Here is a 25,921-nt window from a genome sequence, read left to right as displayed (position 1 = left end):
AAGGCATTTTTTCACTCAAGGTTGTTGAAGCTGTCAAAAGAGCAAGACGTTCCGGGAGGACGGGGAAGCAGCCAACACTCCTCCGCCAGCGGCGGCAAGTGTTGGTGTTCCCCAGGCTGGCCCGGCTACACGCCTTCGATAATGAGGGTCTGGCTGGTGGTGACCTCGTAGTAGACGATCGGCCCCAACCCCTTCCCGGCCGTGACCTTCCGGAACTGTTTGATCAGCCGAGCCTCACGCTCGCTGAGTTCGGACGGCCGCAAGTGCTCATCCATGAGCTCCAGGAAGTCCGGGAGCATCTCCTGCATCGCATGCCGCATAAGGCTCGCGGCATCAAGGTTGAGCGCCTTGGCAAGCTGGGGCACGTCCGAGAGCGACAGCGGGAAGCGCCGCACCTTGATGCGGCGCCACAGGCGGCCAAGCCTGTAGCCCATCAACTTGTCCATCTCGGAATCAGTGATCTCGAGCTCGTCCTGCCTGGCGATGACGCGGTCCAGAAAGGAGGACGGGGCCTTGTGGTTCTGTTCGTTCATGTTTCTCCTAAGTTTGCGATCAATGCAGCGCAGTGCGCTGCTTCTTGTTTATAGGGAGCCAAAACTGGGTCGCGGGAAAAATCTTTCTAGAACTTCGTCGACCTGACTGGATCGAGCGCGGAACGCGACTCAGCTCAGCAAGGATCAGGACGTCGTCACCAGCGTGATCACGAACTTGCCCTCGATGACGATCGGCGCCACACGTCGGTCACCCGCGAGCTTCCGGCAGTGTTCGATCAGGTTGATCTCATGCGGCTTGAGCTCGAACGGATTCAGGACCTTCTCGATGATCTCGAGCAGCCCCGGCGACTTCTCCTCCATCACCAAGCGCAAGACCATGCAGGCGTCCACCTTCAGGGTTGTGGCGAGTGTCGGCACCTTGTTGATGGGCAGCGTCATCTTTTCGACCTTGAGCATCGATACGACCCGGGCATCGGTGTACCCGAGCGCCGTAGCGAGTTCAGCATCGGTGATGCCCAGTTGGTTCTGGCGGGTCTCGATCAGCGAGGCCAGGGCGGGGTAGGTGGAAGCGGTCATGAAGATCCCTTTCGTGGTTACCTGCGAAATGCAGACCTTCATGGTTTCACCGCTTTCTCGGACCGATTGCTGGCAAAGCTGCCTGCTGAGCTTCGTCGTAAAGGGGCGTCAGGCGGCCTGCAGCTGGATCGTCTCGTGACCCACGAAGGCGACTAGGTAGTCGTTGGCAGCCTCCGAACGGGCAAGCCATGGCTTCCGGAACTCAAACGACGTCGTCCCCCCGGTGACTTTGACGAACTCTCCGTACCCGTCCTTGGCGTGCAAGAGAGCGGCCGATTCGGCCCAGCTCTCGGTCAGCGAGATGGGGACCGACGGCACCCCGTCCTCAAGGTTATCAACGAGCTCTACCCAGGTATCTACGAAGCGTTTGGGGATCACCTTGAACGTACGGCCTTCTGCAGGCGTGACAGTGACACTGTGCCCCATAGAGGAAGCCTGGATGTGCAGTTGCCCTTCGCTGTCGACGGTGTACATGAGAGACAGCCAGTCGCACCGGAACAAGGAGCTGGGGTATTTGTTGAAGACAGAGAGTTCGGAGCCGCCGTCGACGGGGTTGTTGTAGTGAGCGATGTACATGGGTTGGTCCTTCAAGAATGGTTAGGTATAAGGAGCATGGCTGGCAAGGCGGAAATCCTTATCAGATCAACGATCTTCTTCAGCACACCAACTCCCGGCTTGCACGAAAAGCGTCTCGCGGACGCGACCCTCGAGTGTTCTTGTCCAATCGAGATCGATAGCCATGCAAACCTAGAGAAGGTAGTAGGCTCGTCAATGAGCAACTGGTACCCCTCTTCTGCGGCTGGGTCGATGTAGTGGGCGATGTACAGGTTCATCTCGTTTTCGTTCATAGGTTGTCCATATATTTGTAAGTCATAGATGACTGTGCTGAAGCGACGCAAGTGCCTGATCAATAACAACTTTTTCGCATCCCCCGGGTGACGCCTTGCACGGTTTCTTTGCGCAGAAGCGTTGTTCAAGGCGCGTGAGTGCCTGGCCGATGCGGTTGTTGACGGCCACGTTTCGGACGAGCCGTACGTGCGCGTCCTCCCGATTCCCGCCGCGCAGGAACGCGCCGACCCCGACCTTCCTGAAATGCGCTTCGTCGAACTCGCTCTGCTTGGCCGCCAGAACCGAACGCAAGGGGGACCGCCTGCGACTCCGCTTGTGCAACCTGACGGTGGCGTCCACGTGCCGAAAATAGGGCATCAGACGACGGCGAAAGGAAAAGTCCCGAAGGTCGGAAAGGGTTGCAATCCCTTGAGCGTTGAGCCCCGACGCGGCAAGGCGCACTTCCACGCGAGCCACGTACTGCGACGGCGCCAAGGGCGCGCCTCGATCGCGGCGCTTGAAATAGCACTTCACCTGCACGCCATCGTGTCGCCAACCGTGCAACTGCTGATCGGTCGCACGGGGCAGGCGCTTGTTGAAGGGCAGGATGGTGTAGCCACTGTCCAACTGGCGATAGAACGCGCGCGAGGCCGCTTCCATGCCCAGCCCTCCTCGCGGATCGAGCTGCTTTGCGAACAGCTCGATCAGGACGTCGCACAGGATCTGATAGCCCCTTTCCTGCGGCACTCGGCTGATAGGCCGGAGATCCACCGCAATCTCCAGTTCCACGACCTCCACTGACCCATAGGCCGCTTCAACCTTTGACAGGTCGTTGGGTGTCGGATCGTGGATGCTGAAGAACCTATAGTTGGCAGAGCGCGCCCAGGACACGCGCCCATTGAGCGACAGGCGCTTCAGGTCGGCTGGGGTAAGCAAAGCAGACGGTCTTGCCAACGTGACATAGTCGATCTTTGCCGCAAAGTTGAGCTCCGCCAGATCTATCGGTTGCAGACGGGCTGATGTGAACGATTTCAAGGACACTCCTTTCGCAGTTTTGCGCAGCGGTTGCTGCCACGAAAGAAGTGGAAGCCGAGAGTTTAGGCTCTCGAATTCCGATTCAAAATCTCCGCAATAGAATTGCGATATCCTCCCAATCGGCGACGGAGCCGTCCGAGAAGTTGCGCCTTGCAGCACGGTTCAATAGACCGTAGACAGTCGAGAGCGCCACTGGGCGGCGCAAACGGCGTTCGAGTTCGTCCTGGACGCGTGTCGCGACGCTTCTCCTGGCCTCCTTGATGGGAACTCCGGACGCTGTGCGCCACAGGTCGTCCGCCTCTGCCTTGCGCACACACGCTTCCATAATCAGAGCGAACTCTTCCGCCTCTGAAACAAGCTCATTGCGCCGCCCGCCTCTCGGTTTTCCGATCGGGCGCTCCAGTTCGTCGATGAACCGGCGTCGGCCGCGAGAGACCCAGGCAGCGGATCTGCCGACTGCCCTCGCCGTCTGGGACACGGTGAGACCCAACAGAAGTGGGAGCGCAACGGCTTGTGCAGTTCGCAGCTCATTCGCAGTCTTGGCTCGTATCAGCGCCCGACCGGCCCTCACCAGCGCCTCTTCGCCCTTCGGTCTACGTCCCATGTCAAAGAAACAACATTAGTCTAGAGGCTTAGATTATCGTCAAAATTGAAATGGAATTCACTATCCAAGGCGCTGAGCAGATCTGCTTCCCCTTGATCGTCATTGGCCGAGATTCCCTGTTGCGAGCCAACTTCGCTACTTACGGACGACAGAGGCGAAGCTGCGCAGGTCTACACGCCTTCGATGGCGGCTTGGACACCTGCACGCCCCGCATCAATTGAACGGAGATGCGTAGGCGCGGCTCGAAGCAAGGCTCAGGATTGCGGTCACCAGCGCGAATGCGTGCTTGCCCTCGATCACGATCAGCGCCACGCCTCAGTCGCCCGCAATCTTCCGGCAGTGTCGATGTAGCTCGGATTAACAACGGGTGCCGTCCTGCAGTGGTCGTTCACGGACAGTCATCGATCGCTTCGGTTTTGCGAATTTTCAACGGGGCATGAATAACCACTTGCTGACGACCCGGTTTTCCGTCTGGCTCTTGTTGGTTCATGCGCACGCAATAGGATGGTCGAAACATTTCGGAATCGAAGCCAATGGACTGGGAAGCCAACGACCTTGCTCTCGCAATTGAACGGAACGAACTCCTGCGCCGCCACACTCAAGAGCGCCTGAAGCAACTGAACGAGCTCTCAGAGATGCTTCGCGATCACCTGGCGCGCATCAACCGAACGCGCGATCTCGAAAGGGCTCGAACGCAGAAATTAGCCGTGGCAGAGACATCCCCTCGGGATGCCCCGAATCAGTCAATGCTGAGTGCCAATCACGTCTTGCGCCGCAAGGACCTCAAGCCAGCCACCGGGCTGCACCCTTCCACGATCTACCGGATGATCGCCGATGGCGAGTTCCCGAAGCCGGTGAAGCTCGGGCTCCAGGCGGTAGGCTGGCTCAAGAGCGATGTCGACGCCTGGCTGGCAGGACGCCGGGCGCTCGTGTCCTGAAAGGGGTAGTTGGCGTTTTCCGTTGGGAGAGGACTGTGAGCCTCACAGCGCGCCCAGAAGCTGCAAGTGATCGAGGCCGACCGCTTCGTACGACGCGGCATCGATCCACGCCCGCCCACCGGGTGCATGGGCATTCGCGTAGCCCCATGCAGCCACGCGATGCACGGTCCTGTCGTCCACCGCCACGCCAGCGGACGCCCCGATCTCGACTAGCTGCGCGGACTGCGTGTTCAAACGCTGCAACCAACGCTCCAGGTGACACTTACCCGCCAAAGAGTCAGATTTACTCCTGTTGCACTGCGGGTGCGCCAACACAAAGTTGTGAGCCAGATCGCGCGGATAAAGCGCGAACGGAATGAAGTGATCGACGTCGGCGTCGTGCATGCCCTGCCCACAATAGAAGCAGCGCGCCCCGTCCAGTTTGCGCAGCCCCGTGCCGATGATGGCCAGCGACTGCCGAGAGATGCCGAAGAGAAAATCCTCCAGGTCACACGCATCGCCCAAGATGCCGTGATTGCGGCGGTTGACTTTAATATGGACCACCCAGTGGGTGCGCGCCAGTTGCTGCACCAAGGGGTGAAAGCGACGAAGACAGTAGGCCACCGTGGGTTTGAGCTGAATCAGACCCCGCCCAGACCTTTCGTAGAGGAACGGGTCGGTGATGCCGCCAAGGTTCTGCAGGTAGGTCAACGGCTGGGCCGAAACCACCCCAGCCACCTTGGCGACCAGCGCCTTGTAGGCCGGCGCGGTGCGCGCCTGCGTCGACGTCGTCGCACCGGAGCTCGCTCGGAATGCCGCGATGCTCGTCAGCACCGCGGCTTGGGCGCCCAGGTTCTGGACCAGCACACCAGCATCCGTACCATATGGCAATGCATGGCGCCAGTACAGCTGCACAAAGCGATCCGCGATCTGCTGGATCGAGAGCGGCAGCTCTCTTCCATCATCCGCACCCAGTTCCACCGCCAGGTCTGACAGTACGATTAGTAGCGCGAACTTGTAGGTCGCCGTGAAATCGCCCTCTGCGAACAGGCGCTGCAGCTTGCTCAGAAACGCGAGCTGTACTTCTGCCGAGGGGGCCGCCGTCACGGCCGTCAATCTCGTGGGCTCCAGTAGTCCGCCGTGCCTGGGATCACCCAGCGCACGCCGCCGCGGGGGTCCGGCTGATCACCTTGGAAACGCGGGATCAGGTGAACGTGCAGGTGCGGCACCGTCTGGCCTGCTGCCGGACCATCGTTGATCCCGATGTTGAATCCATCCGGACGAAATTCCGCTTGTGCCGCAGCTTTCGCCTGATCCAGCAGTTCGAGCAACGCTGCCCGCTCCTCTGGCGTGATCTCGAAGTAGGAGCCCACATGACGCTTGGGAATCACGAGGCTATGGCCAGGCGAGACAGGAAAATCATCTCGAATCCACACCGCATGTTCGTTCTGCCCGAGGACGCGAGCGAATGGCAAGGTACAGAAAGGGCAACGCTTCGCGATCATGCGGGTCAATGCATCAGGCGACGGAAGGAGGCGCGGTAGTCGATCGGCTCCAGGTGGAGCTGCTCGGCGAGATTGCCTTTCAGGACGTAGAGCTTGGGCTCATCCCGGAACTGGAAGACCCGATACAAGTGGAAGGCATCCTCCTTCTCGGCTGCGAACTCCAGTTCGTTGCGGCTGATGATGAACGAGGCGGCATGGCCGCCGTTGGTGGTTTTGACCTCGATGAAGCGGTGCACACCGGGTCGCTCGTGCGAAAGAATGTCGTAGCCCGCGCCGTCTCCCAGCCGTTCCGAGATCCAATCAAGCTGTTGAAAAAGCTCCGGATAGCCTGCTTCGCTGAGGCGCCGCTGTTCGAAGCCAATCACCCATTGCTCGCCTGCGCGGCCAAGCTTGCGGTTCGCCTCATCGCGCTGCGCCCAATCCACCTTGCGCGGCAATCGAGGCTTGGGCATGTCCCCCTTTACCTGGAGAACCGTCTCGACCGGCGGCGGCGCGACGACAGAAGCATGGAAGGAAGCCTTCCCTGGAGTCTTGACCTCTTCCATGGCGTCGACCACTTGCCCCACGACATCGGGATGGTCCAGCACGAACTGTTGGACCGTTTGGCGCAGCAAGAGTTGTGCGTTGGTACGGGGCTTGTAGCCGGAGATGAAGGGCAGTTCCAGGCCGTTCAGGACGGCACTGATGTTCTGGAACTTCAGCTCCACCGAACCCTTGCTGCGTCCTCGCAGCTGCTGGCGCAGTTGGGCGTTGAACTCGGTCTTGATGTAGTGCTCCTGGGCCGCCTCGAGCCGCAGCATCTCAAAGTAGGAGGCCACGGTCGCCTGCACTTCGTCCGCGCTCCAGTCTTCGCCAATCCGCACCACCTCGAAGCCCATGCGCTGGAGCTTGGGAACGACGCTGGCCTCGCCGCCGAAAAAGTCAGCAGCCTTGAGCGGCCCTTCCTCGGGGAACTGATGGCCGAAAGCAGCACCTACGATGGCTTTGGAGTCGCACAGCTGTCCGGTCTTCGCATCGCGCACCATGAAGTCGCGAGATTTACCGAAGCCGTAGCGGGCCAGGAAAGGAGTGCGGCCTAATCGGACGAACTCGTCCAATGCTGCCTGGACAGCGGCGGGACTCTGTAGACGCGACAACTCAGCGGACATCGCTGACGTCCACGCACACAGCAACCATTGACATGCTCTCCTCCGGAGACGGCACTCTAACCGCTCGACCCCGAACAAGGTATTCATGACTCGCACTGACGCGCGTTTCTGCCGCCCTGACTTCGGAGCGCTCTGCTCGCTGGCGTGGGAATCGCACTCGCCTCGACCTTAGCTCCCGCACACTAGTCCACTGAATCATTGAAATCGGCTGTGTATGCTCCATCTTGGAAGGCATGCACAGGATGAAGTTGACGGCCGACGAGCGCGGCGAACTGGAAGCGGTGATTCGCAAGCGCAGTGGCAGCGCGGCGTTGGCGCGGCGCGCGCGTTACGTGCTGCTGTGGGCAGACGGTGAACGTCGGGTAGACATCCGCGCCAAGCTGGCCTGCAACGACGCCTTCGTCACGCGATGGACCAAGGCGTTTGAACTTCAAGGTCTGGCCGGGCTGGTGTCGCTGCACCCGGGACGCGCGCCTGTACGGCCAGTGGCCAAGCTGGAAGCGCGGGTGCTCAACAAGACGCTCAAGCACAAGCCGAAAGATGGCTCCACGCATTGGAGCAGCCGCAAGCTCGCGGCCGAACTGGGCGACGTGTCGTTCTCTGCCGTGCAGCGCGTCTGGCGCAAGCACGGACTGCAGCCGCATCGGCTGGAACGGCACCTCGTCTCCAACGACCCCGACTTCGAGACCAAGGCCGCGGACGTGATCGGCCTGTACCTGAACCCGCCGGCGCACGCCGCGGTGTTCTGCGTGGACGAGAAGACGGCGATCCAGGCGCTGGATCGCAAGGACCGCATGCTGCCGCTGGCGCCGGGCCGTGCCGAGAGCCACGGGTTTGAGTACAAGCGCAACGGCACCCTCAGCCTGTTCGCTGCCCTGAACACCGCCACCGGCGAAGTCCTGGGCATGACCGCCCCGCGCCACACCAGCGAGCAGTTCGTCAGCTTCCTCGGCGACGTTGTCGGCACTCAGCCGCAGGGCCGCGAGATTCACGTCATCTGCGACAACGTCAGCAGCCACAAGACCGAGCTGGTCGAGGCCTTCCTGGCTGAACACGAGAACGTGCGGATCCACTACACGCCCACCTACTCGTCGTGGCTCAACCAGGTCGAGAACTGGTTCTCGCGCATCCAGCGCGACGTCATCAGCCGCGGCATCTTCACCTCGCTCAAGGACCTGGACAAGAAGCTCATGCGCTACATCCGTCAGCACAACAAGGCCCCGAAGCCGCTGAAGTGGAAGTACGACAATCCCCAGCGCCGACACCACCAATTCTTCTGATTCAGTGGACTAGGGCGCGCCAGTCGAAAGGGTGACCGATTGGTTAAAAGTTTTCAGCCAGTGAATCGCGATGATTCGCCACACGACTTGCCGCGATCGAGCGCTTCAGACGGTTGGTCGTCTTTGAATCTCAACTTGGCAGATCCGAGGGATTCGAGTTCAGTTACCCCGGGTCCACGGGCGGTGCCTCCCGCGCCACCTGCGCGTAGTTGAGCGTTCCATCTACGATGTTGATTAGGTCCATCGTCTCGAGTCGCGATATTACGTTAGCCACCGTGTCAGGTGCCGGTTCGGGTCCAATGCGCGACTGGATGCGTCTCTTTAGTGCTTCCAAGTTTCGCGGCCTCCCTGCCTTGCGTAGGTCCTCAAGGATTCCCCCATAGACGACGATCACGGTCTTTTGCTTCGTCGTCTTGGCAGCAACTCTGGCGCTCGGGGAAGCTGATCTGACCGACTCCGGTTCGCCCAACACCGGTGCCCGAAATGGATGCTCATCATCGGCGCGCGCCTGAGACATAGAACATGGGATGACCAGATCTTCCAACCGCTCGACTTTCAGCCCCTTCGATCGTGCATGCGCAATCGCGGGGTCATAGTCTCCGTCAGCCGCGACGATCACGAAGCGTGTGTTTGGCTCGTGCCGGCCGGCCAAGTATCCCAAATATAGGACGAGGTGAAAATCGAGAGAATTCTTGCCGGGCCTGGATATGTCGACGATCGAGACCCGCTTGCCCAGTTCAAGGTACTGCGGAAGAACTTTGACCTCTTGCTCACCAAAGAAAATCCACGCCTCGCCGTTCGCCCCCATCCACGACGCGACGTATTCCGGCGGGGGTCGCCTGTTCTGTAGATCGATCAACAGGTAGGTCTTGCTCATTGAGTGACAGCGTTGGCAACAATGAGCCTCGAGGTCGCGCGCGTCGCTCCAACGTAGAACAACCGCATCTCCTCGAGTGCGTCCGCATCCACAGCGCCTGCTTCGCTGGCGGCAATGATCTGGCGAGCGCCCATCACCGCGACCACTGGAAACTCAAGCCCCTTGCTTGCATGCAGAGTCATCACCTTGATGTCGTCGGCCAACGGGTTGAAATCGCGGGCGCCCTTGCGCACCTTATACGGCAGGCGGCGCCGCTGTAGCGCACGGGCGCACTCGTCCATCAAGGCCCAACTGCGGCACAGCACCGCCATATCGCCCCAGGCGTGGCCTTCGTTGTGGGCGCTCGCCATCAGGTCGGCGATGCGCTCGGCCTGCTCGCGCGAGCTTGGCAGGTCGATGACGATTGGCTCCGGGCCATCGCGGCCGCAACTCACGGGCTGCAGCAGCGGGATGCCGTCGTCGTCCTTCTCCTGCGGGCGCAACAGTTCCGTAGCCATCGCACTGGCTGCCTGCAGGATCTGCCGGGTATTGCGGTAGTTGATCTTGAGGATGGTGGTGCGGCCCTGCGCCTGTACGCCCACGCTCTTGAAGCTGAAGGGTTTGCCGCGCCGCTTGTCGTAGATGCTCTGGGCGTCGTCGTACAGCAGCAGACTGTTGGTGGTTGGATCGACCATCTGCGTGACCAACCTCAACCACTCAGGTGCGAAGTCGTGGCCCTCGTCGACCAGCACCGCCAGATACTGACCCGAAGGGATCATGCGACGGTCGACGCCATCGATGACGTTGCGCACCATCTGCTCCATCTTGGCTCCCACGGGGAGCTCGCTGGGCGGCAAGGGCTGGCCGAAGGCCACCAATTGGTCGCGGCACCACTTGTGGAAGTGCCGCACATGCACGCGATTCGCCAGCGACTTGGCCTGCATGAAGGCCTGCAGCTTGACGGCCAGCGGCTCGTTGTAGCAAAGGACGAGCACCGGCTTGGCCGCGTCGGTCGCTGCCTTGGCCAAGTACTCCGCGCGGTAGCCTAGGATCATGGTCTTGCCGGAGCCGGCGACGCCGTGAATCACACGGTGGCCGTCCCCGAGGCTGCGCGCCAGCTGTTCCTGCTGCAGATCCATCACGCGCAGGAAGTCAGGGATGCTCGCGGCTTCATCGGCGTCGTCGAACGAAGAGAAGAGCGTGCCTTGTTCGGCCACACGCACTTCGGGAAACAGGTTCCACCGCACCCGGTCGATCTGGGGCAGCGACAGCGTGCCACGCATGAGGTGCGGGAACATCTCCCAGAGGCGCATCTGGAAGGGCTCAGGCTCGCACTCCTCCAGCATCTCGTCGGAGCAGATCACGCGGTGCGGTTCGATTGCGCGACTGAGGCCCGCCGCATCGAACTGCTTGCGCGTGATGCGCGTGAAGACGACTCCGTAGCTCCACGGAAAAGTAAGCATGCCTTGCCACTTGCCCTCGTGCTGGACCAGCTGCGCATCGCGCTTGAGGGCATCGACCACCTGCAGGCTCTGGTGGCGGGCCTGCTCAATCGGGTTGGGCACGCTCTTTGGCACGCCGTCGGGTGCGATCAGCCAGTCACCACGAGTAGCGCCGCGAATGGTGTCAAGGCGCCAGTCCTTGGTTTCCAGGATCAGCAGACCACGACGCGGATGCAAGACGACGAAGTCGGGATGACACTGCTTGGGGCCGATTGGCACATCGAACCACAGCAGGTAGTCGTCGTCGAGTTTCTGCTGAAGACGCTCCGCCAGCCGGCGCTCACCCGACGTCATGCGCGCGGCGCAAGTACTAAGAGCTGGCATTAGGACGGCCATTAATGATCCCAACAAGGTGCAGATCACGATCTTCGCGTCGTCAATCATTGGCACACGCTCCCGAGTCCACAGAACTGTGATGTAAGTCGCAACTGTTGCGATCAACCCCATCTTTCGCGTTGACTTGAGGATGGCGGCGCGCTTGCGCACTACTTCCAGGCCTTGACGGGAAGTGGTGGCGGCCAAGGAGGCCCGCACGATGGATCAGTCTACTAATGTTCACCATTGGAGTCGCCTGAGATTGCAGGCTACCGCGGCACGACCGCAAGCGATCGCCAATGAGCAAATAGTGCTCCCTGCTCCCTTCATGTCCACGATGTGGTTGAAGAGATCCAGGTCAACAGAGGCCCGGCGCTGGAGACCGCACGTTGGACGCACGTCATTGGTTGGGAAGGTATTTTCGCCTGATATGATCATCTGAAAACAACTTGGAACTCCATGCGCACTGTCGTTGGCATCCGCACCGGGCGGACGTCTCAGCTCCCACACCCTAAGGATTGGGAACCTACGCCTACGGTGTGGTTCGACTCATGGCGGCAGCTGGTAGGTGTTCTGTCGGATGAGAACCGCCAGTTGCTCAAAACGATGTGCTCGGCACAGCCGCAAACTGTCGCGGAACTCGCCAAGCTTTCTGGCCGGGCGCCAAGCAATCTCTCTAGGACGCTAAAAAACCTCGAGGCTCATGGACTGGTGCGCTTGCATCGCACTGACGGTGCGCGCGCAATTCGGCCCGAAGCGATTGCGACGGAGTTCATCGTTCTACTCGAGTGATGGTCGTCATCAGCGGGGACACAGGGCACGAACAAAGCTATCGGATTCATGGAGGAGCGTCAGTGAACAAAGCCGAACTGAGCGAACGCGACATCTGCACCAAGTTCATCACTCCAGCCCTTCAGCAAGCGGGCTGGCATCAGCATCAGTTCCGCGAAGAAGTGAACTTGACCGACGGCCGAGTGATGGTGCGTGGCAAGTTGGCTGCACGCGTCAAGAATCCGGACGCCAAGGGCGGTCCCAAGCGCGCCGACTACGTGCTCTATGCCCGCCCCAACGTCCCCGTTGCCGTAGTTGAAGCCAAGCAAGCGCGCTTCTCGGTCGGTCACGGTATGCAGCAAGCGTTGGCGTACGCGGAGATGCTCGACGTTCCATTCGCCATCAGCAGTAATGGTGAGGGCTTTCTGCTGCATGACCGTACTGGCTTGACACAACCAATCGAACGAGAGCTCTCGCTCGAAGCGTTGCCGTCGCCAGAAGAGCTCTGGCCCCTGTATCAGGAGTGGAAAGGTCTCGCTGAGCCAGTCGCGGTCAAGCTAATTGAACAGCCGTTCTACGCGGACGGTAGCGGCAAAGAACCGCGCTACTACCAGCGCGTGGCCATCAACCGTGCCATCGAAGCCATCGCCAAAGGTCAACAGCGCGTGCTGCTGGTCATGGCCACCGGCACCGGCAAGACCTACACCGCCTTTCAAATCATCTGGCGACTGTGGAAGGCCAAAGCCAAGAAACGCATTCTGTTTCTGGCTGACCGGAACATTCTCATCGACCAGACGATGCAGCAGGATTTCGCCCCCTTCGGCGAGGTGATGCACAAGATCACCAACCGCGAGGTCAAGAAGAACTACGAAATCTACCTAGCCCTCTACCAGGCGGTGACCGGACGCGAGGAGTGGAAGCAGATCTACCGGCAGTTCCCCGCCGACTTCTTCGACTTGGTGGTCATCGACGAATGTCACCGCGGCAGCGCCGCGGACGACTCGGCTTGGCGCGATGTACTTGACTACTTCAGCGCTGCCACGCACCTGGGCCTGACAGCCACGCCAAAAGAGACCAAAGAGGTCAGCAACATCACCTACTTCGGCGACCCGGTCTACACCTACTCGCTCAAGCAGGGCATTGAGGATGGCTTCCTCGCGCCTTACAAGGTGATCCGCATCGCCAGCGATGTCGATGCCGTCGGCTACACACCCGAAAAGGGCAAGCTCGACAAGCTGGGCCAAGAGGTCGAACAGCGGCAGTACAACACCAAAGACTTCGACCGCAACCTGGTGCTGGAGAAGCGTACCAAGCTCGTGGCCAGCAAGGTGTGGGAATTCCTCAAGGCCACTGACCCGATGGCAAAGACCATCGTTTTCTGCGATGACCAGGATCACGCCGAGCGCATGCGCCAAGAGTTGGTCAAGCTGATCCCCGCCGCCGCAAGCAACCGCCGTTATGTGATGCGGATCACCGGCGACGACAATGAAGGCAAGGCGCAGCTCTCGTACTTCATCGACAACGACGAGCCCTACCCGGTCATTGCCACCACCTCCAAGCTGCTCACCACTGGGGTGGATGCCAAGACTTGCAAGCTCATCGTGCTGGACCAGAACATCAACTCGATGACCGAGTTCAAGCAGATCATTGGCCGTGGCACCCGCCTGCGCGAGGACTACCAGAAGCTCTACTTCACCATCATGGATTTCAAGGGTGCCACGCGCTTGTTTGCCGACCCAGACTTCGACGGCGAGCCGGTGGTGATCTACGAACCCACACCCGATGACCCTGTGGTGCCACCGGAAGGCCCAGAATTGCCCGGCACCGGCGAGCCCGAGCCGCCACCCTATGGCCCCGGCACCCTAGGCGGCGATGACACGCCCTCCGGTGGAAATACCGGAGGCGGCGGCGGTGAAGGCCGCGTCAAGTACGTGATCGACGACGTGAACGTGCGTGTCGCTGTCGAGCGCTCTCAATACCTCGACGCCGATGGCAAGCTGATCACCGAGGACTACCGGGTCCTCCTCAAGGAGGACATCAAGAAGGCCCTGCAAGACGAATTCGGCAGCCTCACCGAGTTCCTGCGCCGCTGGAACGGCGCGGAGCGCAAGCAAGCCATGCTGGAAGAATTGGCCGAACACGGAGTGCCACTGGAGATCCTGCAACAATCCGTGCCCAACGGGGCCGACCTCGACGTGTTTGACCTGGTGGCCCACGTAGCCTTCGACCAAAGGCCGCTCACACGCCGTGAGCGCGCTGACAACGTCAAAAAGCGCGATGTGTTTGGCCGGTACGGCGAGCAAGCCCGAGCCGTGCTTGAAGCCTTGCTCGACAAGTTCGCCGACCACGGCGTGCAGGACATCGAAGACGCCAAGGTGCTGGAACTGCCGCCCTTCGACCAGTTCGGCAGCAGGACCCAGATCCGGCGCGGCATCTTTGGCAGCGTCGAGCAATACACCCAGGCCGTGCAGATACTTGAACAAGCCCTGTACGACCAAGATCAGACCGAGCAGAAACAGGCTTGAGCCAAGCCCTCAGGCCGCGTGATACGAGAACAACTAGATGAACCTAAGCAGCACTATCAAGTCCATCCAGGACATCATGCGCAAAGACGACGGCGTCGACGGTGACGCCCAGCGTCTGGGCCAGCTCACCTGGATGCTTTTCCTCAAGGTATTCGACCAGCGCGAAGAAGAGTGGGAAGACGACAACCCCAAATTCAAATCTCCACTGCCCGAGCCCATGCGTTGGCGCAACTGGGCCGCCTATGTGGCCGGTCCTGATGGCAAGAAGGCCCCGCAAAAGGCCGCCAGCGAGATCATCAGCTTCGTCAACAACGAGCTGTTTCTCACCCTCAAAGAGCTGGATGCCAACGCCAGTGCCCAGCACAAGGTGATCCGCAGCGTCTTTGAAGACGCCAACAACTACATGAAGTCGGGCACCCAGCTGCTGGCCGTGATCGAAAAGCTGGAAGAAGCCATCAACTTCCACGACTTCAAGACCCGCGCCAACTTGGGTGACGTCTACGAGCAGCTGCTGAACGACCTGCGCGGCGCCGGCAACGCCGGGGAGTTCTACACCCCGCGTGCTATTACCCAGTTCATGGTGGAACGGGTCAACCCCAGGTTGGACAAGCGTGAGCGGGTGTTGGACCCGGCTTGCGGCACAGGTGGCTTTCTGACTGCCGCCATCGATCACTTCCGAAACCAGATCACGGACAAGTCGAAGGTCGAGGATCGTCGCGCCACGGACGGGTTGATTCGAGGCATCGAGAAGAAGCAGCTTCCGCATCTACTCTGCACCACAAATCTGGTGCTGCACGACGTCGAGGTCGACGGGCAAGTCGAGCGGAAAAACACGCTGGCCACGGGGTGGAACGACTGGAAGGCTCACGACCGCGTCGAGTGCATCGTGACCAATCCACCGTTTGGCGGCTATGAAGACGATAGCGTCGCAGCGGGCTATCACCACCCAACCAAGGAGACGGCCGACTTGTTCATGCAGTTGGTGGTCAAACTCCTCGACGAAAACGGGCGTGCCGCAGTCGTGTTGCCCGATGGCTTCCTATTCGGCGATGGCATCAAAGCGGAGATCAAGCGTCGCCTAATGCAACAGTGCAAGCTGCACACCATCGTCCGCCTGCCAAAGGGTGTGTTCGCCCCTTACACCACCATCAAGACCAACCTGCTGTTTTTCACCAAGGGCGCGGCGGCGGACGACGGCACCGAGCACTTCCACACCGACACCATCTGGTATTACGAGCACCCCTATCCGGCGGGCTACAAGAGCTACAGCAAGACCAAGCCCGTCCGCTTCGAGGAGTTCAAGCCCGAGCAGGACTGGTGGGGCAGCGAAGCCAAGGACTTTGCCGACCGTGTTGAGAACGAGTTCGCCTGGCAGGTGGACTTCAAGACCAAGCGCGAGCGGGCCGAAGCGGAGGCGCAACCACACTGGACACGTGCTGAACAGCTGGGCAACGAGGCCAGCGCGCTGGACACCCGCATCCGCGACCTGCGCGATTCCATTAAGGGCGTGAGCGATGCCAAGCAACGCCAGCCGGTGGAAGCCGAGATCGATACCCTGCGCACGCAGACCGAGGCGCTACGCCTGCAAACCCGCGACGCCCAGGCAACGGGCGACAGGCTGTACTGGCCCATCTACAACTTGGACCTGAAGAACCCAAACGCGCCGGAAGAAGAGAGCCATGACCCCGACGTGCTGCTAGGCAAGTTCAAGATCCTGCTCGACCAGATTGAGGAAACCGAGAACCGACTGAAGAGCGAGCTCGCCGCCGCGCTGGCGCACCACTTCGTCGGCGAGGACGCCTGATGGATGCGCAGCAGTTCTTGGCGGAATTTGGCAATATCGCTAATGCGCCTGGGGGCGTCGCAAGGTTGCGAGAGTGGGTGCTTCAACTGGCCATCTCTGGTCGGCTAACAGAGCGCGTCCAGGGCGACGTCACGGCCGGCGCTTTGATCGAACTGAATAGGCAGCGCCAGAAGACTCTGGTCGCAATGAAGGAGCTCAAGCGGCAGCCTGATCCGAGGGGAGTCGCGCAAGGCGATCAGCCCTGGGTGCTTCCGGACGGCTGGGCTTGGATCCGCCTCGGTTACGTTACAAACTACGGGGATGCTCCCAAGGTTGAGTTCGAGGACGTTGATGTAGACACTTGGGTTCTTGAGCTGGAAGACATTGAGAAGGGCACATCGAAGCTCCTGTCCAAAGTCTTGGCTCGCGACCGCCAGTTCAAGAGCACCAAGAACGAGTTTCCTGCTGGTGCGGTGCTGTATGGCAAGTTGCGTCCGTACCTCGACAAGGTATTGATTGCAGAATCGCCAGGGGTTTGTACAACTGAGATCAGCCCGATTTCGTTCTTCGAGTGCATCGAGGCCGGCTATCTGCGGTGGTACCTGAAGTCGCCGTACTTCGTCGCCTATGCCGACGGATCGACCTATGGCATGAATCTGCCGCGACTTGGAACCGACTCCGCGCGCGAAGCCCTGTTCCCATTCCCACCACAGCAGGAGCAAGCCCGCATCGTCGCCAAAGTCGATGAGCTGATGGCGCTGTGCGATCACTTTGAGGCGCAGCAGCAAGCCCGCCGGAAGCTGCAGAATGCCCTGCGCCAGTCCACTCTGCAAGCCCTCGCCAACGCCCAAAGCCCACACGAACTGCAGATCAGCTGGAAACGCCTGCAAGCCAACTTCGGGCGCCTGTTTACTGAGCCGGATGACGTGGCCGCGTTGCGCGCTGCAGTCTTAGATCTGGCTGTGAGTGGTTTACTGAGTGAAGAATCACCTAACGACGAACCGGTTCAACAATTCGTCTTGCGTAGCCGAGAAGCAAAAGCTCTGCGTCTGGCATCCGGTGAAATGAAACGCAAGACTTCGACGGCAACTGATGTAGTCCAGCTCGATCTCGAAATCCCGGACCATTGGACAAGACTTTCTCTCGATGAGCTATTTCAGTTCGTCGACTATCGAGGAAAGACACCGACCAAGACTGACAGTGGCGTAGTGCTCGTTACCGCCAAGAACGTTCGACCCGGGCGGCTGCAGCGAGATCCGATCGAACATATATCCGAGACGTCGTACGCGGAGTGGATGACTCGCGGCTTTCCGCAGCTTGGTGATCTGCTCATCACAACAGAAGCACCTTTGGGAAATGTTGCTCTGATTGAAGACGAGCCGACCTTCGCACTTGCACAACGCATTATTGATTTGCAGCCATTCGCAGATCTCAATACGCGCTGTGCAATGTACTTCCTGATGTCGCCGATTTTTCAGGCTCTGCTGGAGAAAAACTCTACCGGGATGACCGCAAAGGGAATTAAGGCTGCGAAGCTCAAACAGCTTGAGCTCGCAACTCCGCCGGTGCCTGAGCAAGCGCGAATCGTTGTTCGTGTGGAGCAACTTTTGCACCTCTGCGACGAACTTGAGTCGCAACTGCGTGATGCGCGAAAGGCGGGTGGGCGTCTCGCGATGTCCGCCGTCGCCGCTCTCACCGGTATCACCCCCGAAAAAGAAGAGGACACCCATGTGAAAGCCCCGCAAACCGAACTGATCGCCCCCCTGCGCTTGGGCGCACCGCCCGATGTGAAAGCCAAGGCCCCGCTGGCCACCCTCTTGGCACGTCACAACGGCGAGTTGTCGGCCCGCGACCTGTGGCAGCGCTTCGGTGGCGAGATCGACGCCTTCTATGCTCAACTAAAGACCGAAGTGGCGCATGGCTGGATTGACGATCCGAGCTACGTGCTGGACAAAAACGCGCCGGACGGCCCCAAGAAGTTTCCGGATGGCGCTCAGGTCGCCAAGATGGTGGTCAAAGAAGCGACCTGAGCATGCAGCTGAAACACCTGGCCATTCCGTGCTTTCGCAACCTACGCGGGGTCGAGATTGACTTCGCCATGCAGGTCTCGCCGTTGCCAGGTGCAGCGGCCAAGGCCATCCGCAGCCACGCGCTGATCGGGCAAAACGGCGTCGGCAAGTCCAATCTGATCGAGGCGTTGGTCACCATTTTTCGCGATCTGGATCTCAATCAGGAGGCTGCGTTCGACTACACGCTGGAGTACGAGATCCGTGGTCATGTCGTGCGCATTCAGGCCGACACCGCAAAGCAAAAACGCCCATACGTTTGGGTGGACGGTGATCGCGTCAATCAGGACTATCTCAACAAGAACGATCCACCAGAGAAGAGCCCACGCGATGAGAGGCGCGGCCCGCGCCTGTTGCCGACGCATGTTTTTGCATACTACTCTGGCCGCAACGAGCGCATCGAGTCGCTGTTCCAGGAGCATCAACGCCGCTTCAACCAGCGCCAGGAGATCACCGCCGACGAGGTATTGCCTGAACAGCTGCTGGACAACTTTACCGCCAGCGAGGCTGACATCCGCGCCCTGGAAGATGCCAAGCGCCGCCGTGAGATGCAGCTGAAGCGGGCGGGTGACGATCGCTTGCGGCGCTTGTTCTACTGCCGTGGCGGCCATAGCCAACTGGTGCTGCTGGCCTGCCTGCTGTCGGACGACCCGGTCTTCCACAAGGTGTTGAAGAACCTGCACATCGAGTCGCTGGAGTCAGCCCTGTTTGTGCTGAAGGAACCGCACCGGCTGCGCAGCAAGCGTCAAGGCGGCAAGTTCGACGAGAACGAGCTGAACGAGGGCGACCCGCGCTTCTGGTTTGCGCGCGGCAATGTGGTTAGCGAGTTCCTCGACAAACTCTGGCAGGTTGCCTGGGCGCCGATCGAGCAGGAGATCAGCAAGCAGATCGACTTCCGCGGCCGCAGTGAGCTGCAGAAGCAGCTCTACCTTTTTGTCCCCAGTCAGACCAAGCTTGGGGAGCTTGGGCGGCTGGTTGGCAGCCCCGACAGCTTCTTCCGCTACGCCGAAGGGGCGTACATCGGGGACCTGATCGACGAAATTCGCATCACAGTGAAGAAGCGTGAGGGCCATGGCGGCGCGGTGAGCTTTACCCAGCTGTCCGAGGGTGAGCTCCAGATGCTCACGGTGCTGGGCCTGATGCGTATCACGCGCGATGACCATTGCCTGTTCCTGCTTGACGAGCCCGACACCCACCTGAACCCTGTCTGGAAACTGCGCTATTTCAACGATATCGAGAACGTGCTGCAGGCCGAGCAGGACACCAGTACTCAGGGCGAGTCACAAATCTTGATTACCACTCACGACCCGATGATGTTGGGCAGCCTGCGCCGCGAGCAAGTGCACATCCTGCGGCGCGAGGGCGAGCAGACCCAGATCAGCATACCCCACGAGCACCCTCAGGGCATGGGCGTGGCGGGTCTGCTCAAGAGCGAGCTGTTCGGCCTGCCATCCACCCTGGACCCGCAGACGCTGGACGACCTGCAACGCCGCAACGAGCTGATGGCCAAAGAGGCCAAGGCTGGCCTGAACGAGGCCGAAGCGCAGGAACTGCAGCGCATGCGCCAATACTTGGAAGAGCTGGGTTTCTCACGGGAGTATCGCGATCCGATGTATCAGCTTTTCGTGCAGAAGATGTACGAGGCTCGGTCGCTACCAATCAACCGGCTGTTGACCCCCCAGGAGCTGGCCGAGCAGGAGGCGCTGGCCCAATCCGTCGTCCGAGATCTGCTGGCCAACGAACAAAAAGGCGAGCTTGCGGATTTGGCTAAGCTGCTACGCCAGGGAGGGCAGTGACGCATGCGCAAGGTCGTGATCCCTGCGAACCTAGCGCCGCCGCAGGATTGGCTGACAGAAGCACAAACGCTGACGCAAGCCCTGATGGCGGCCACCACTGACGAGGAGCGCGAGGTAGTCATCGGGCAGCATGAAAAGCTGTGGCGCGACGACCGCGTGCGCAACTGGTTGCTTGAGCGCTTCAACAATAAGTGCTGGTATACGGAGGCGCAGGAGTCCGTGTCGGCGTACCACGTGGACCACTACCGCCCCAAGGGCCGGGTGAGCGATGTCGAAAAGCTAAACCCCGAGCCCGGCTACTGGTGGCTGGCCTTTGACTGGCGCAACTACCGCATCTGTGGGCAGCTGATCAACGTCAAGAAGAGCGACGTGTTCCCGCTGGTGAGTGGGCACCGGGCTTCAGCCACTATGGCGGGCAGCCTGGCGCTGGAAGCGCCCGCACTAATCGACCCAACAACCGACGATGCCCGGCTGATTAGCTTCGAGATGGACGAGGACGGCTGCCGGGCCGTGCCAGCGCCTGGCGCCGACGACGAGGACTGCAAGCGAGTGAAGGCTACGATCGAGGTCATCGGCCTCAATCGCCTGGACCGTTTGAACGCCAAGCGCGCCGAAGTCTGGAAAGACTGCCACGAACAGCTGGCCAAGTACACTTCCGCGTCCGGCGCACCAGCGGCCCTGAAGAAGCTAATGCGAGCCATGGCGATTGAGGCTCTGAAGAAGCGGGTGTGCTACGAAAGCGAGTTTTCTTCCGTTGCTGAAGCCTGCGTTCGAAAGTCCGGAACGCTCCTGCAGCAGGCACAGGTGTTTGGCTAGCTCGACGACGGCAAGAAATCCGAAACGACCGCCCGAAGTGATAGCCAAGAACAAGGCTCAAACGTGCCCCGCCCCAACACCGCCTTGCCTCTAAGCGCTGGGGTTACGCGATGGATCTGGTACCACTACGCGATCAACTGCTTCCGGCCGGAGGACGCCACATCATCTCGTCTTAGCTGGCGTGACCGGCGGCAATCGCTGGACGGACGCCGACAACGCAGAGGCCAACACTGGCGCCGTCTAACAAGACCGTGATCACCCCCGCTCGATTGGTCGACAACACTCAACCCGGGCACGCCCGCAAGTTGCCAACGTCCTACCGCTTGTCCGCTAGCCCGATCCCCCTGGCATATGCGCTCAAGTTCAACACCAACGACTGCAGCAGTTTCCGTGTGTCATCGCTGCCCACCGCGAGCGAGGCGATCAAGTCCTCGGAGTTTGGCTGGCCCAGCGCCAGCCGGTAGATCAAGCGTTGCTCACGCAGTGTCTTGAACCTTTCAATATCTCGGCTCATCGGTAAGCGGAACACATACCGATGAATGGTCGCGCCGGCCACTTGCCACCACGGCGACATGCCTGAGCCGCCTGGGAAGTTGGCTTCCGCCATTTGTTCCAGTCGGCTCCAAGCGGAGTCGAGGCGCTGCGCCCCGTACAGCGCGTCTGTTCCAAGTACCTGTGCCAGCTTCTTACGGACCATCAGCCCCGCATAGCGATGGACCCGTCCCTCGCGCTGCTCCAGCTCGACAGGGCTCGGACACAGATCCCAGTGCGCCACCCGATCGCACCATGTATGGAAGTCGAGTCCTTCTTGGCCCACCGACGTGGTCGCGACTATGTGTGGCCAAAACGGCGTATTGAACGCCTCTCTGATCTCGTCGGCACGGGCGGGAGCGCCATGGGCTTCTGCCCCGCGAGCGGGTTCCTTGTAGCTCTCGTCGTCCGTTCCTCCGAAAGGGACAGCAGCATGGCACCGAACCCGAAGCCCTTGTCGGGGATCCTGAAGCGACCGGAACGTGAACGCGCCTGCGTTCAGCTTCAGCGCGTCGAACAACTCGTCCATCAGAGCCGTGGCCGTGCGCGCACCGCTGCGCGTCTTCATCCAGAAGTGCTCGTCCAGCGCGGACTCGAGGCAGCCATCGAGCACGAGTCTTCGAATCGTCTCCGCGGCAGCCTCTCTTCGAGGCGCCTTTGCGTAAAAGATCGGCTCGTCGAGATAGGTGCGCAGCCCCTTCCAACACAAGTGGGCCAGTTTGACGAGTTCCGTCGGCGTGAATGAGGACACCTGATGCCGTCGCAGGGCCCGGGCGCAAACGACACCGGGGCTAGAGATCGCCAGATCGGCCAGCTCGCGCACTTCCATAGGACTAATCCAATCCAATGCCGGAGCCTTGTGCCACTGATCCAGCATGAGCCGAACCTCAGGGATGGACTGCCAGGCTGCGGCGGCGACGGTAGCCGGTGGTCCAAGGCGGCGCTCAATGTTTGCCAAGACGATCCACGTCGGCCTCCGTCGCGTACGTTTCTTCTTTGTGTCGCCCCGAATGGGAAGCACACCCTTAAGTGCAGCCGAAATCTGCTTGATTGCCGATCGGCGAACCGCTTCCAACGTTGAACCAGCAGCCAGCAACGGATCGACACACTCCGTCAGGAACGGCGATGGGTGGAACAGCGCGAACACCGGCATTTGCGCGCCACGCGCCCGAAGCCTCCGGCGCTTGCGCGTCGCCCCCACGTCGTCGCCGCGCCCCAAGGAATGGGCTTCGGCCGCCAAGCTGGTCAGCGCCGCGACGCTTTGGGGTGTCGCGCGGAAGCGTCCGAAGAGCAACAGCTTCGGACTCGCCGACTGTTCCGCCCACGCGCCGCGCAGCGGCCACCATGCCAGCGAAGGACCAACCCAAGGAGTGACGAGGTTGTGCGTTGGCTCAACCTGCTTCAGTGCGCGCAGTTTCGGATGCGACCAATCCGCCGTGGCATGCGGATGCTCAATGGAGGCCTTCGTGATCTTCGCAATGCCGCGTTCAGCGGTGAACTTCGCCCGCTTCCATGCCTGGTAGCGCGGCCCCAAGGCCTGAGCTGCCAACGGTACTGACAGCCAATAGGGTACCGCGTCGGGGCGATCGACCTCATTGAAGCCATCGACCAAGTGACGATAGGCCGCGATGTCGGCGGGGGTGGGTTGGGCCGCCAACTCGATAGTGAACTCCTCGGCGGCTTGGTCGTGGCTCTCCATCCTTGCAATGAGCGCCCGTTCGGTCCGGGACATCAGTCGCGTCAGCAAGCCCTCCAAGTCTTTCTTCACCTGTCGCGCGCGGCCGACCTCCGCAGCCTGCCTAGCCTGGTCCTGTTCGAGGCGCGGGATTTGATGCAGGCAACTGCCGAACTCGTGGAACAGACGTTCGGCTTCGAGGCGAATGTCCTTGCCGGCGTGATCGCCCCCCAGAAACTCGACGAGTTCGAACAGTTGGACGTGGGCTGCATCGTCTTCCTCCTCCCACCGCGTCGCATACGTCCGATAGGGGGTGGCCGATAGCAGCAGCACCGCCGGTCGATGCTCGCGCGTGCCCGAGAACAGGCACTTCACCAAGTCGTCCTGCTGGTGCGCGGTGAGCAAATCCCTGAACTTCTGGAACTCGTCGAGGACGACGATATCCGGCGGGAACGCCTGCAGCACGGCCAGCGATAGACAGCGCCGAAGTCTTGAGACAAAGGCCATCGGCTTGGTCGCACGCGCGGCCGCTGGCAACGTCTCCTCGAGCGGCGCCCCGAAGGTGCGGACCAAGGCGTCGTGCAGCCGAGATTTCATTTTGTCTTCTGTGGCGGCTGCGCTCCGGCGACCCAGCTGCAATTGCGCGCTCCAACCGACATCGCTGACTCGTCCCTGCATCAACTTAGGAGGCAGCCGTGCCGACAGCCGCGGCGCGATCTGGTTCAGCAGCATGGTCATGAAGGCGCGCTCATCCTTGCGTCCCATGCCCTGGCGCTTCTTCTCGTCCGGGAACGAGGTGTACGGTGTGAGCGCGAAGAGTTCCACGTCGCTGGCCGTGCGCTGTTCCATCGGGACCAGGCAAAGACGGCCCGCCTTGACGAGGGCGCGCTGAACATCGTCTTGCGGCAGAAAGTCGAGCAAGCGCGAGCGGTTCTGGTGAGCGATCCGCTGCCCGCTGGTGACGTAGTAGACGCGGAAGGGCCGCCCTCTGCGCGGTTTCAGCGTGCGCATCCGTTCGATCACGCCGCGCGCAACCACTGTCTTGCCCAAGCCGGTTTCGTCTGCGATTAGGAATCGCCGCGCACCTTGAGGATCGGTCAGCGCGCGAACGGCGGCGTCCACCGTCGCTTTCTGGAACGCAGTCAGTTTCGCCGTCATGGGCGCAACAGTTCCGTGCGCACCAGGCGCCACAAATCGTAGAACTCCTCCAATTGCGCCATCGCTTCGGGCTGGCCGGCGCAGCGCTGCATCACGTGCTTCAGGTACGTATCGATACGCGCGTCCAGGTCCCGCGCCCGGCTGCCGGGCCGTGCGCGGCTCCCCAGCACCTCCTCGAGCGTGATCTTGGACAGCGGCGTCGACGGAGTGGACTGGCCCGTCGAACGCCACGAGCCCAGGTCTCCGCCGCCGTCGGCTTCGCCGCTGAGCAACGAGCGAATCCAGGCCACGAACTGGCTCGGCGTCATCCGGGCTGCGATCGCCGCATGGTCACGCTCGCGTGGCAGCGCCGGTCGCACCTCCAAGCACTGGAGCCAACGGCACTCGATTGCGCCGACGAACAATCGCCACTGCACCAGCCCGGTCTGTTGCGCGATGTCGAATCGACCCAAGGATACGGCCTGCACGCCGGGCGGCCAGTCGAACAACGGCCCGGTCATCAGTCCGACCTGTACGCCGACACGGTCGGCAAGCGACGGGAACGGTCCCTCGCACACTAGGCGAAAGGCGTCTTCCTCACGGGCAAGGTGTCCTTCGAAGGCGGCGCTGATCTGCTTGCGGGCCAGTTCGAGCTCGGTCTCGACCTCGTCTCCCGCGGCCGGTGGCGTCTCGAGCAAGGACGCCAGTGTGACGGTGCGGCATGAGCCCAGCAGCTCATGCAAGCCGTTGCCGATGAGCGCGGTGCCCTCCACCAGTGCTACCAATTCATGGTTCGTGCTCCATGCGCGCGTCGTGGCGTTGGCGCTGCCAACCCACATCTGCCACATGGCTCCTTGACGAACGGCCAGCAGCTTGGCGTGCAGTCCGCGAACTACCCGTTCCTCGTCGGGCGGCGGCGCGTCAGATTCGGCGGCTGCGTCGGTGCGCGCGGGCTCCGGGTCCGTTTCTTCGCGCGCCGGCGACTCGAAGACCAATAGCCTGTCCTCGAATGCCTGCAACGGCTTGCCCTGCTGATGTGCCAGATTGTGCAACTCGGCATGGGTAGACAACAGGGTGCATGGCGTACCCGTGCGCTTGGCCCAGGCGCCGGCGCTCGCCACGAAAGTACCGTCGAGAAACGGGCTGACTACGACGACCTCGTCGGCCCCAGAGAAACGAGGGAGCGCAGCGCCGTGCTTGCCAGGCGACAGCATCCGCATCTCGCGAACGTTCAAGCCCTTCGGGGCGTTCCAACGTACCTTGGCGCACGCGGCGGTCAGGCTGCGTGCCTGCGCGCGCGACAGCCCGGCTTTCTCGGCCACGGCGGAGACAACGCGATCGACCCCCTCGATGCGAGCGCCGTTTCCTGCGCCCTCGTACCCGTCCAAGGTCAGCCCGAAGTCCAGATTGCTCGCGACCGTGAGGTTGCGGCTTCCCAGCCACACGCGCCACGCCTTGCCCTGCGGCGTATCGAAGCGAACGGCGGCTACCTTCGGGTGCCAGCTACCGACTTCTTCGTCGCTGCGCACGCTCGCGACGAACTGGTCCACGATGACCGAAATCGCGGCGAGCTTCCTCATGGCGGCCAGGCGTCCCTCCTGGACGATGAACCGCACCTTGCCCCTCAGTTGCTCGACCGCGTCGGCCAGGTCGGCCGGGTTGCCGTCGCCGGCCTCGTCATCCCGCCCGGCCAATGCCAGCAGTGCCGCGACCAGGGACACGATGTCGGCCGAATACGTGGCCAGCAGCGCCCGGTCCACG

At 61.3% G+C, this 25,921-nt stretch carries 19 protein-coding genes; 8 read left to right on the top strand and 11 right to left on the bottom strand.

Going from position 1 to position 25,921, the window contains the following annotated elements:
- Positions 1–125: 125 nt before the first annotated feature.
- From ACSQ9I_RS12315 to ACSQ9I_RS12300, 4 genes are all read right to left on the bottom strand, one after another.
- Positions 126–533, bottom strand: a complete 408-nt coding sequence (locus ACSQ9I_RS12315; RefSeq protein WP_436313350.1) for a hypothetical protein — start codon at positions 531–533, stop codon at positions 126–128.
- A 144-nt stretch (positions 534–677) separates the two neighbouring features.
- Positions 678–1,070 (bottom strand): hypothetical protein, encoded by a 393-nt coding sequence (locus tag ACSQ9I_RS12310; protein WP_436313349.1) that lies wholly within the window; start codon positions 1,068–1,070, stop codon positions 678–680.
- A 108-nt stretch (positions 1,071–1,178) separates the two neighbouring features.
- A complete protein-coding gene (locus ACSQ9I_RS12305) occupies positions 1,179–1,646 on the bottom strand; it encodes a hypothetical protein (RefSeq protein ID WP_436313348.1) in 468 nt (155 codons plus the stop codon).
- A gap of 294 nt (positions 1,647–1,940) precedes the next feature.
- Positions 1,941–2,933, bottom strand: a complete 993-nt coding sequence (locus tag ACSQ9I_RS12300) for a hypothetical protein (protein WP_436313347.1) — start codon at positions 2,931–2,933, stop codon at positions 1,941–1,943.
- A 1,137-nt stretch (positions 2,934–4,070) separates the two neighbouring features.
- On the opposite strand from ACSQ9I_RS12300, the gene ACSQ9I_RS12295 reads away from it, so the two are divergent.
- Complete coding sequence (locus ACSQ9I_RS12295) at positions 4,071–4,475, top strand: helix-turn-helix transcriptional regulator (protein ID WP_436313346.1); 405 nt, start codon at positions 4,071–4,073, stop codon at positions 4,473–4,475.
- A 42-nt stretch (positions 4,476–4,517) separates the two neighbouring features.
- On the opposite strand, the gene ACSQ9I_RS12290 is transcribed toward ACSQ9I_RS12295, so the two are convergent.
- Genes ACSQ9I_RS12290 through ACSQ9I_RS12280 form a run of 3 tightly spaced genes read right to left on the bottom strand, consistent with a single transcriptional unit; the run spans position 4,518 to position 7,056 of the window.
- Entirely contained in the window at positions 4,518–5,561 is a 1,044-nt protein-coding gene (locus ACSQ9I_RS12290; protein ID WP_436315745.1) for an HNH endonuclease, read from the bottom strand.
- Positions 5,562–5,566: 5 nt separating this feature from the next.
- On the bottom strand, positions 5,567–5,959 hold the full coding sequence (locus ACSQ9I_RS12285) for an HIT family protein (RefSeq protein WP_436313345.1): 393 nt from the start codon (positions 5,957–5,959) through the stop codon (positions 5,567–5,569).
- A gap of 5 nt (positions 5,960–5,964) precedes the next feature.
- Entirely contained in the window at positions 5,965–7,056 is a 1,092-nt protein-coding gene (locus ACSQ9I_RS12280; protein ID WP_436313344.1) for a DUF3883 domain-containing protein, read from the bottom strand.
- Positions 7,057–7,340: 284 nt separating this feature from the next.
- Between ACSQ9I_RS12280 and ACSQ9I_RS12275 the strand changes: the two genes are divergently transcribed.
- Positions 7,341–8,387 (top strand): IS630 family transposase, encoded by a 1,047-nt coding sequence (locus tag ACSQ9I_RS12275; RefSeq protein ID WP_436313343.1) that lies wholly within the window; start codon positions 7,341–7,343, stop codon positions 8,385–8,387.
- A gap of 163 nt (positions 8,388–8,550) precedes the next feature.
- Here the strand turns inward: ACSQ9I_RS12275 and ACSQ9I_RS12270 are convergent, their stop codons facing one another.
- A complete protein-coding gene (locus tag ACSQ9I_RS12270) occupies positions 8,551–9,264 on the bottom strand; it encodes a PIN domain-containing protein (RefSeq protein WP_436313342.1) in 714 nt (237 codons plus the stop codon).
- Positions 9,261–11,081, bottom strand: coding sequence for a DEAD/DEAH box helicase (locus ACSQ9I_RS12265; RefSeq protein ID WP_436315743.1), 1,821 nt, complete (start codon positions 11,079–11,081; stop codon positions 9,261–9,263). The genes ACSQ9I_RS12270 and ACSQ9I_RS12265 overlap by 4 nt, the downstream gene beginning before the upstream one ends.
- 438 nt (positions 11,082–11,519) lie before the next feature.
- Between ACSQ9I_RS12265 and ACSQ9I_RS12260 the strand changes: the two genes are divergently transcribed.
- The 6 genes from ACSQ9I_RS12260 (at position 11,520) to ACSQ9I_RS12235 (ending at position 20,817) form a co-directional block, all read left to right on the top strand.
- Positions 11,520–11,852, top strand: coding sequence for an HVO_A0114 family putative DNA-binding protein (locus tag ACSQ9I_RS12260; protein WP_436313341.1), 333 nt, complete (start codon positions 11,520–11,522; stop codon positions 11,850–11,852).
- A 62-nt stretch (positions 11,853–11,914) separates the two neighbouring features.
- Positions 11,915–14,356 carry an EcoAI/FtnUII family type I restriction enzme subunit R gene (gene hsdR, locus ACSQ9I_RS12255; RefSeq protein ID WP_436313340.1) on the top strand — a complete coding sequence of 814 codons (2,442 nt, stop codon included), beginning with the start codon at positions 11,915–11,917 and terminating at the stop codon, positions 14,354–14,356.
- Between the two features lie 37 nt (positions 14,357–14,393).
- Entirely contained in the window at positions 14,394–16,160 is a 1,767-nt protein-coding gene (locus ACSQ9I_RS12250; RefSeq protein WP_436313339.1) for an N-6 DNA methylase, read from the top strand.
- A complete protein-coding gene (locus ACSQ9I_RS12245; protein ID WP_436313338.1) occupies positions 16,160–18,169 on the top strand; it encodes a restriction endonuclease subunit S in 2,010 nt (669 codons plus the stop codon). Before ACSQ9I_RS12250 ends, ACSQ9I_RS12245 begins: the two co-directional genes overlap by 1 nt.
- Before the next feature lie 2 nt (positions 18,170–18,171).
- A complete protein-coding gene (locus tag ACSQ9I_RS12240) occupies positions 18,172–20,001 on the top strand; it encodes an AAA family ATPase (RefSeq protein ID WP_436313337.1) in 1,830 nt (609 codons plus the stop codon).
- Between the two features lie 3 nt (positions 20,002–20,004).
- Positions 20,005–20,817 (top strand): hypothetical protein, encoded by an 813-nt coding sequence (locus ACSQ9I_RS12235; protein ID WP_436313336.1) that lies wholly within the window; start codon positions 20,005–20,007, stop codon positions 20,815–20,817.
- 316 nt (positions 20,818–21,133) lie between these two features.
- Here the strand turns inward: ACSQ9I_RS12235 and ACSQ9I_RS12230 are convergent, their stop codons facing one another.
- Both ACSQ9I_RS12230 and ACSQ9I_RS12225 read right to left on the bottom strand, forming a co-directional pair.
- Complete coding sequence (locus tag ACSQ9I_RS12230; protein WP_436313335.1) at positions 21,134–24,181, bottom strand: helicase-related protein; 3,048 nt, start codon at positions 24,179–24,181, stop codon at positions 21,134–21,136.
- Entirely contained in the window at positions 24,178–25,920 is a 1,743-nt protein-coding gene (locus ACSQ9I_RS12225; protein ID WP_436313334.1) for a phospholipase D family protein, read from the bottom strand. The genes ACSQ9I_RS12230 and ACSQ9I_RS12225 overlap by 4 nt, the downstream gene beginning before the upstream one ends.
- Position 25,921 lies beyond the last annotated feature (1 nt).

It is taken from the genome of Variovorax sp. LjRoot84, from assembly GCF_964254305.1.
Classification (GTDB): domain Bacteria; phylum Pseudomonadota; class Gammaproteobacteria; order Burkholderiales; family Burkholderiaceae_C; genus Variovorax.
Note: the sequence above shows the minus strand (reverse complement) of the source record. Positions and strands in the feature narration are given on the sequence as shown.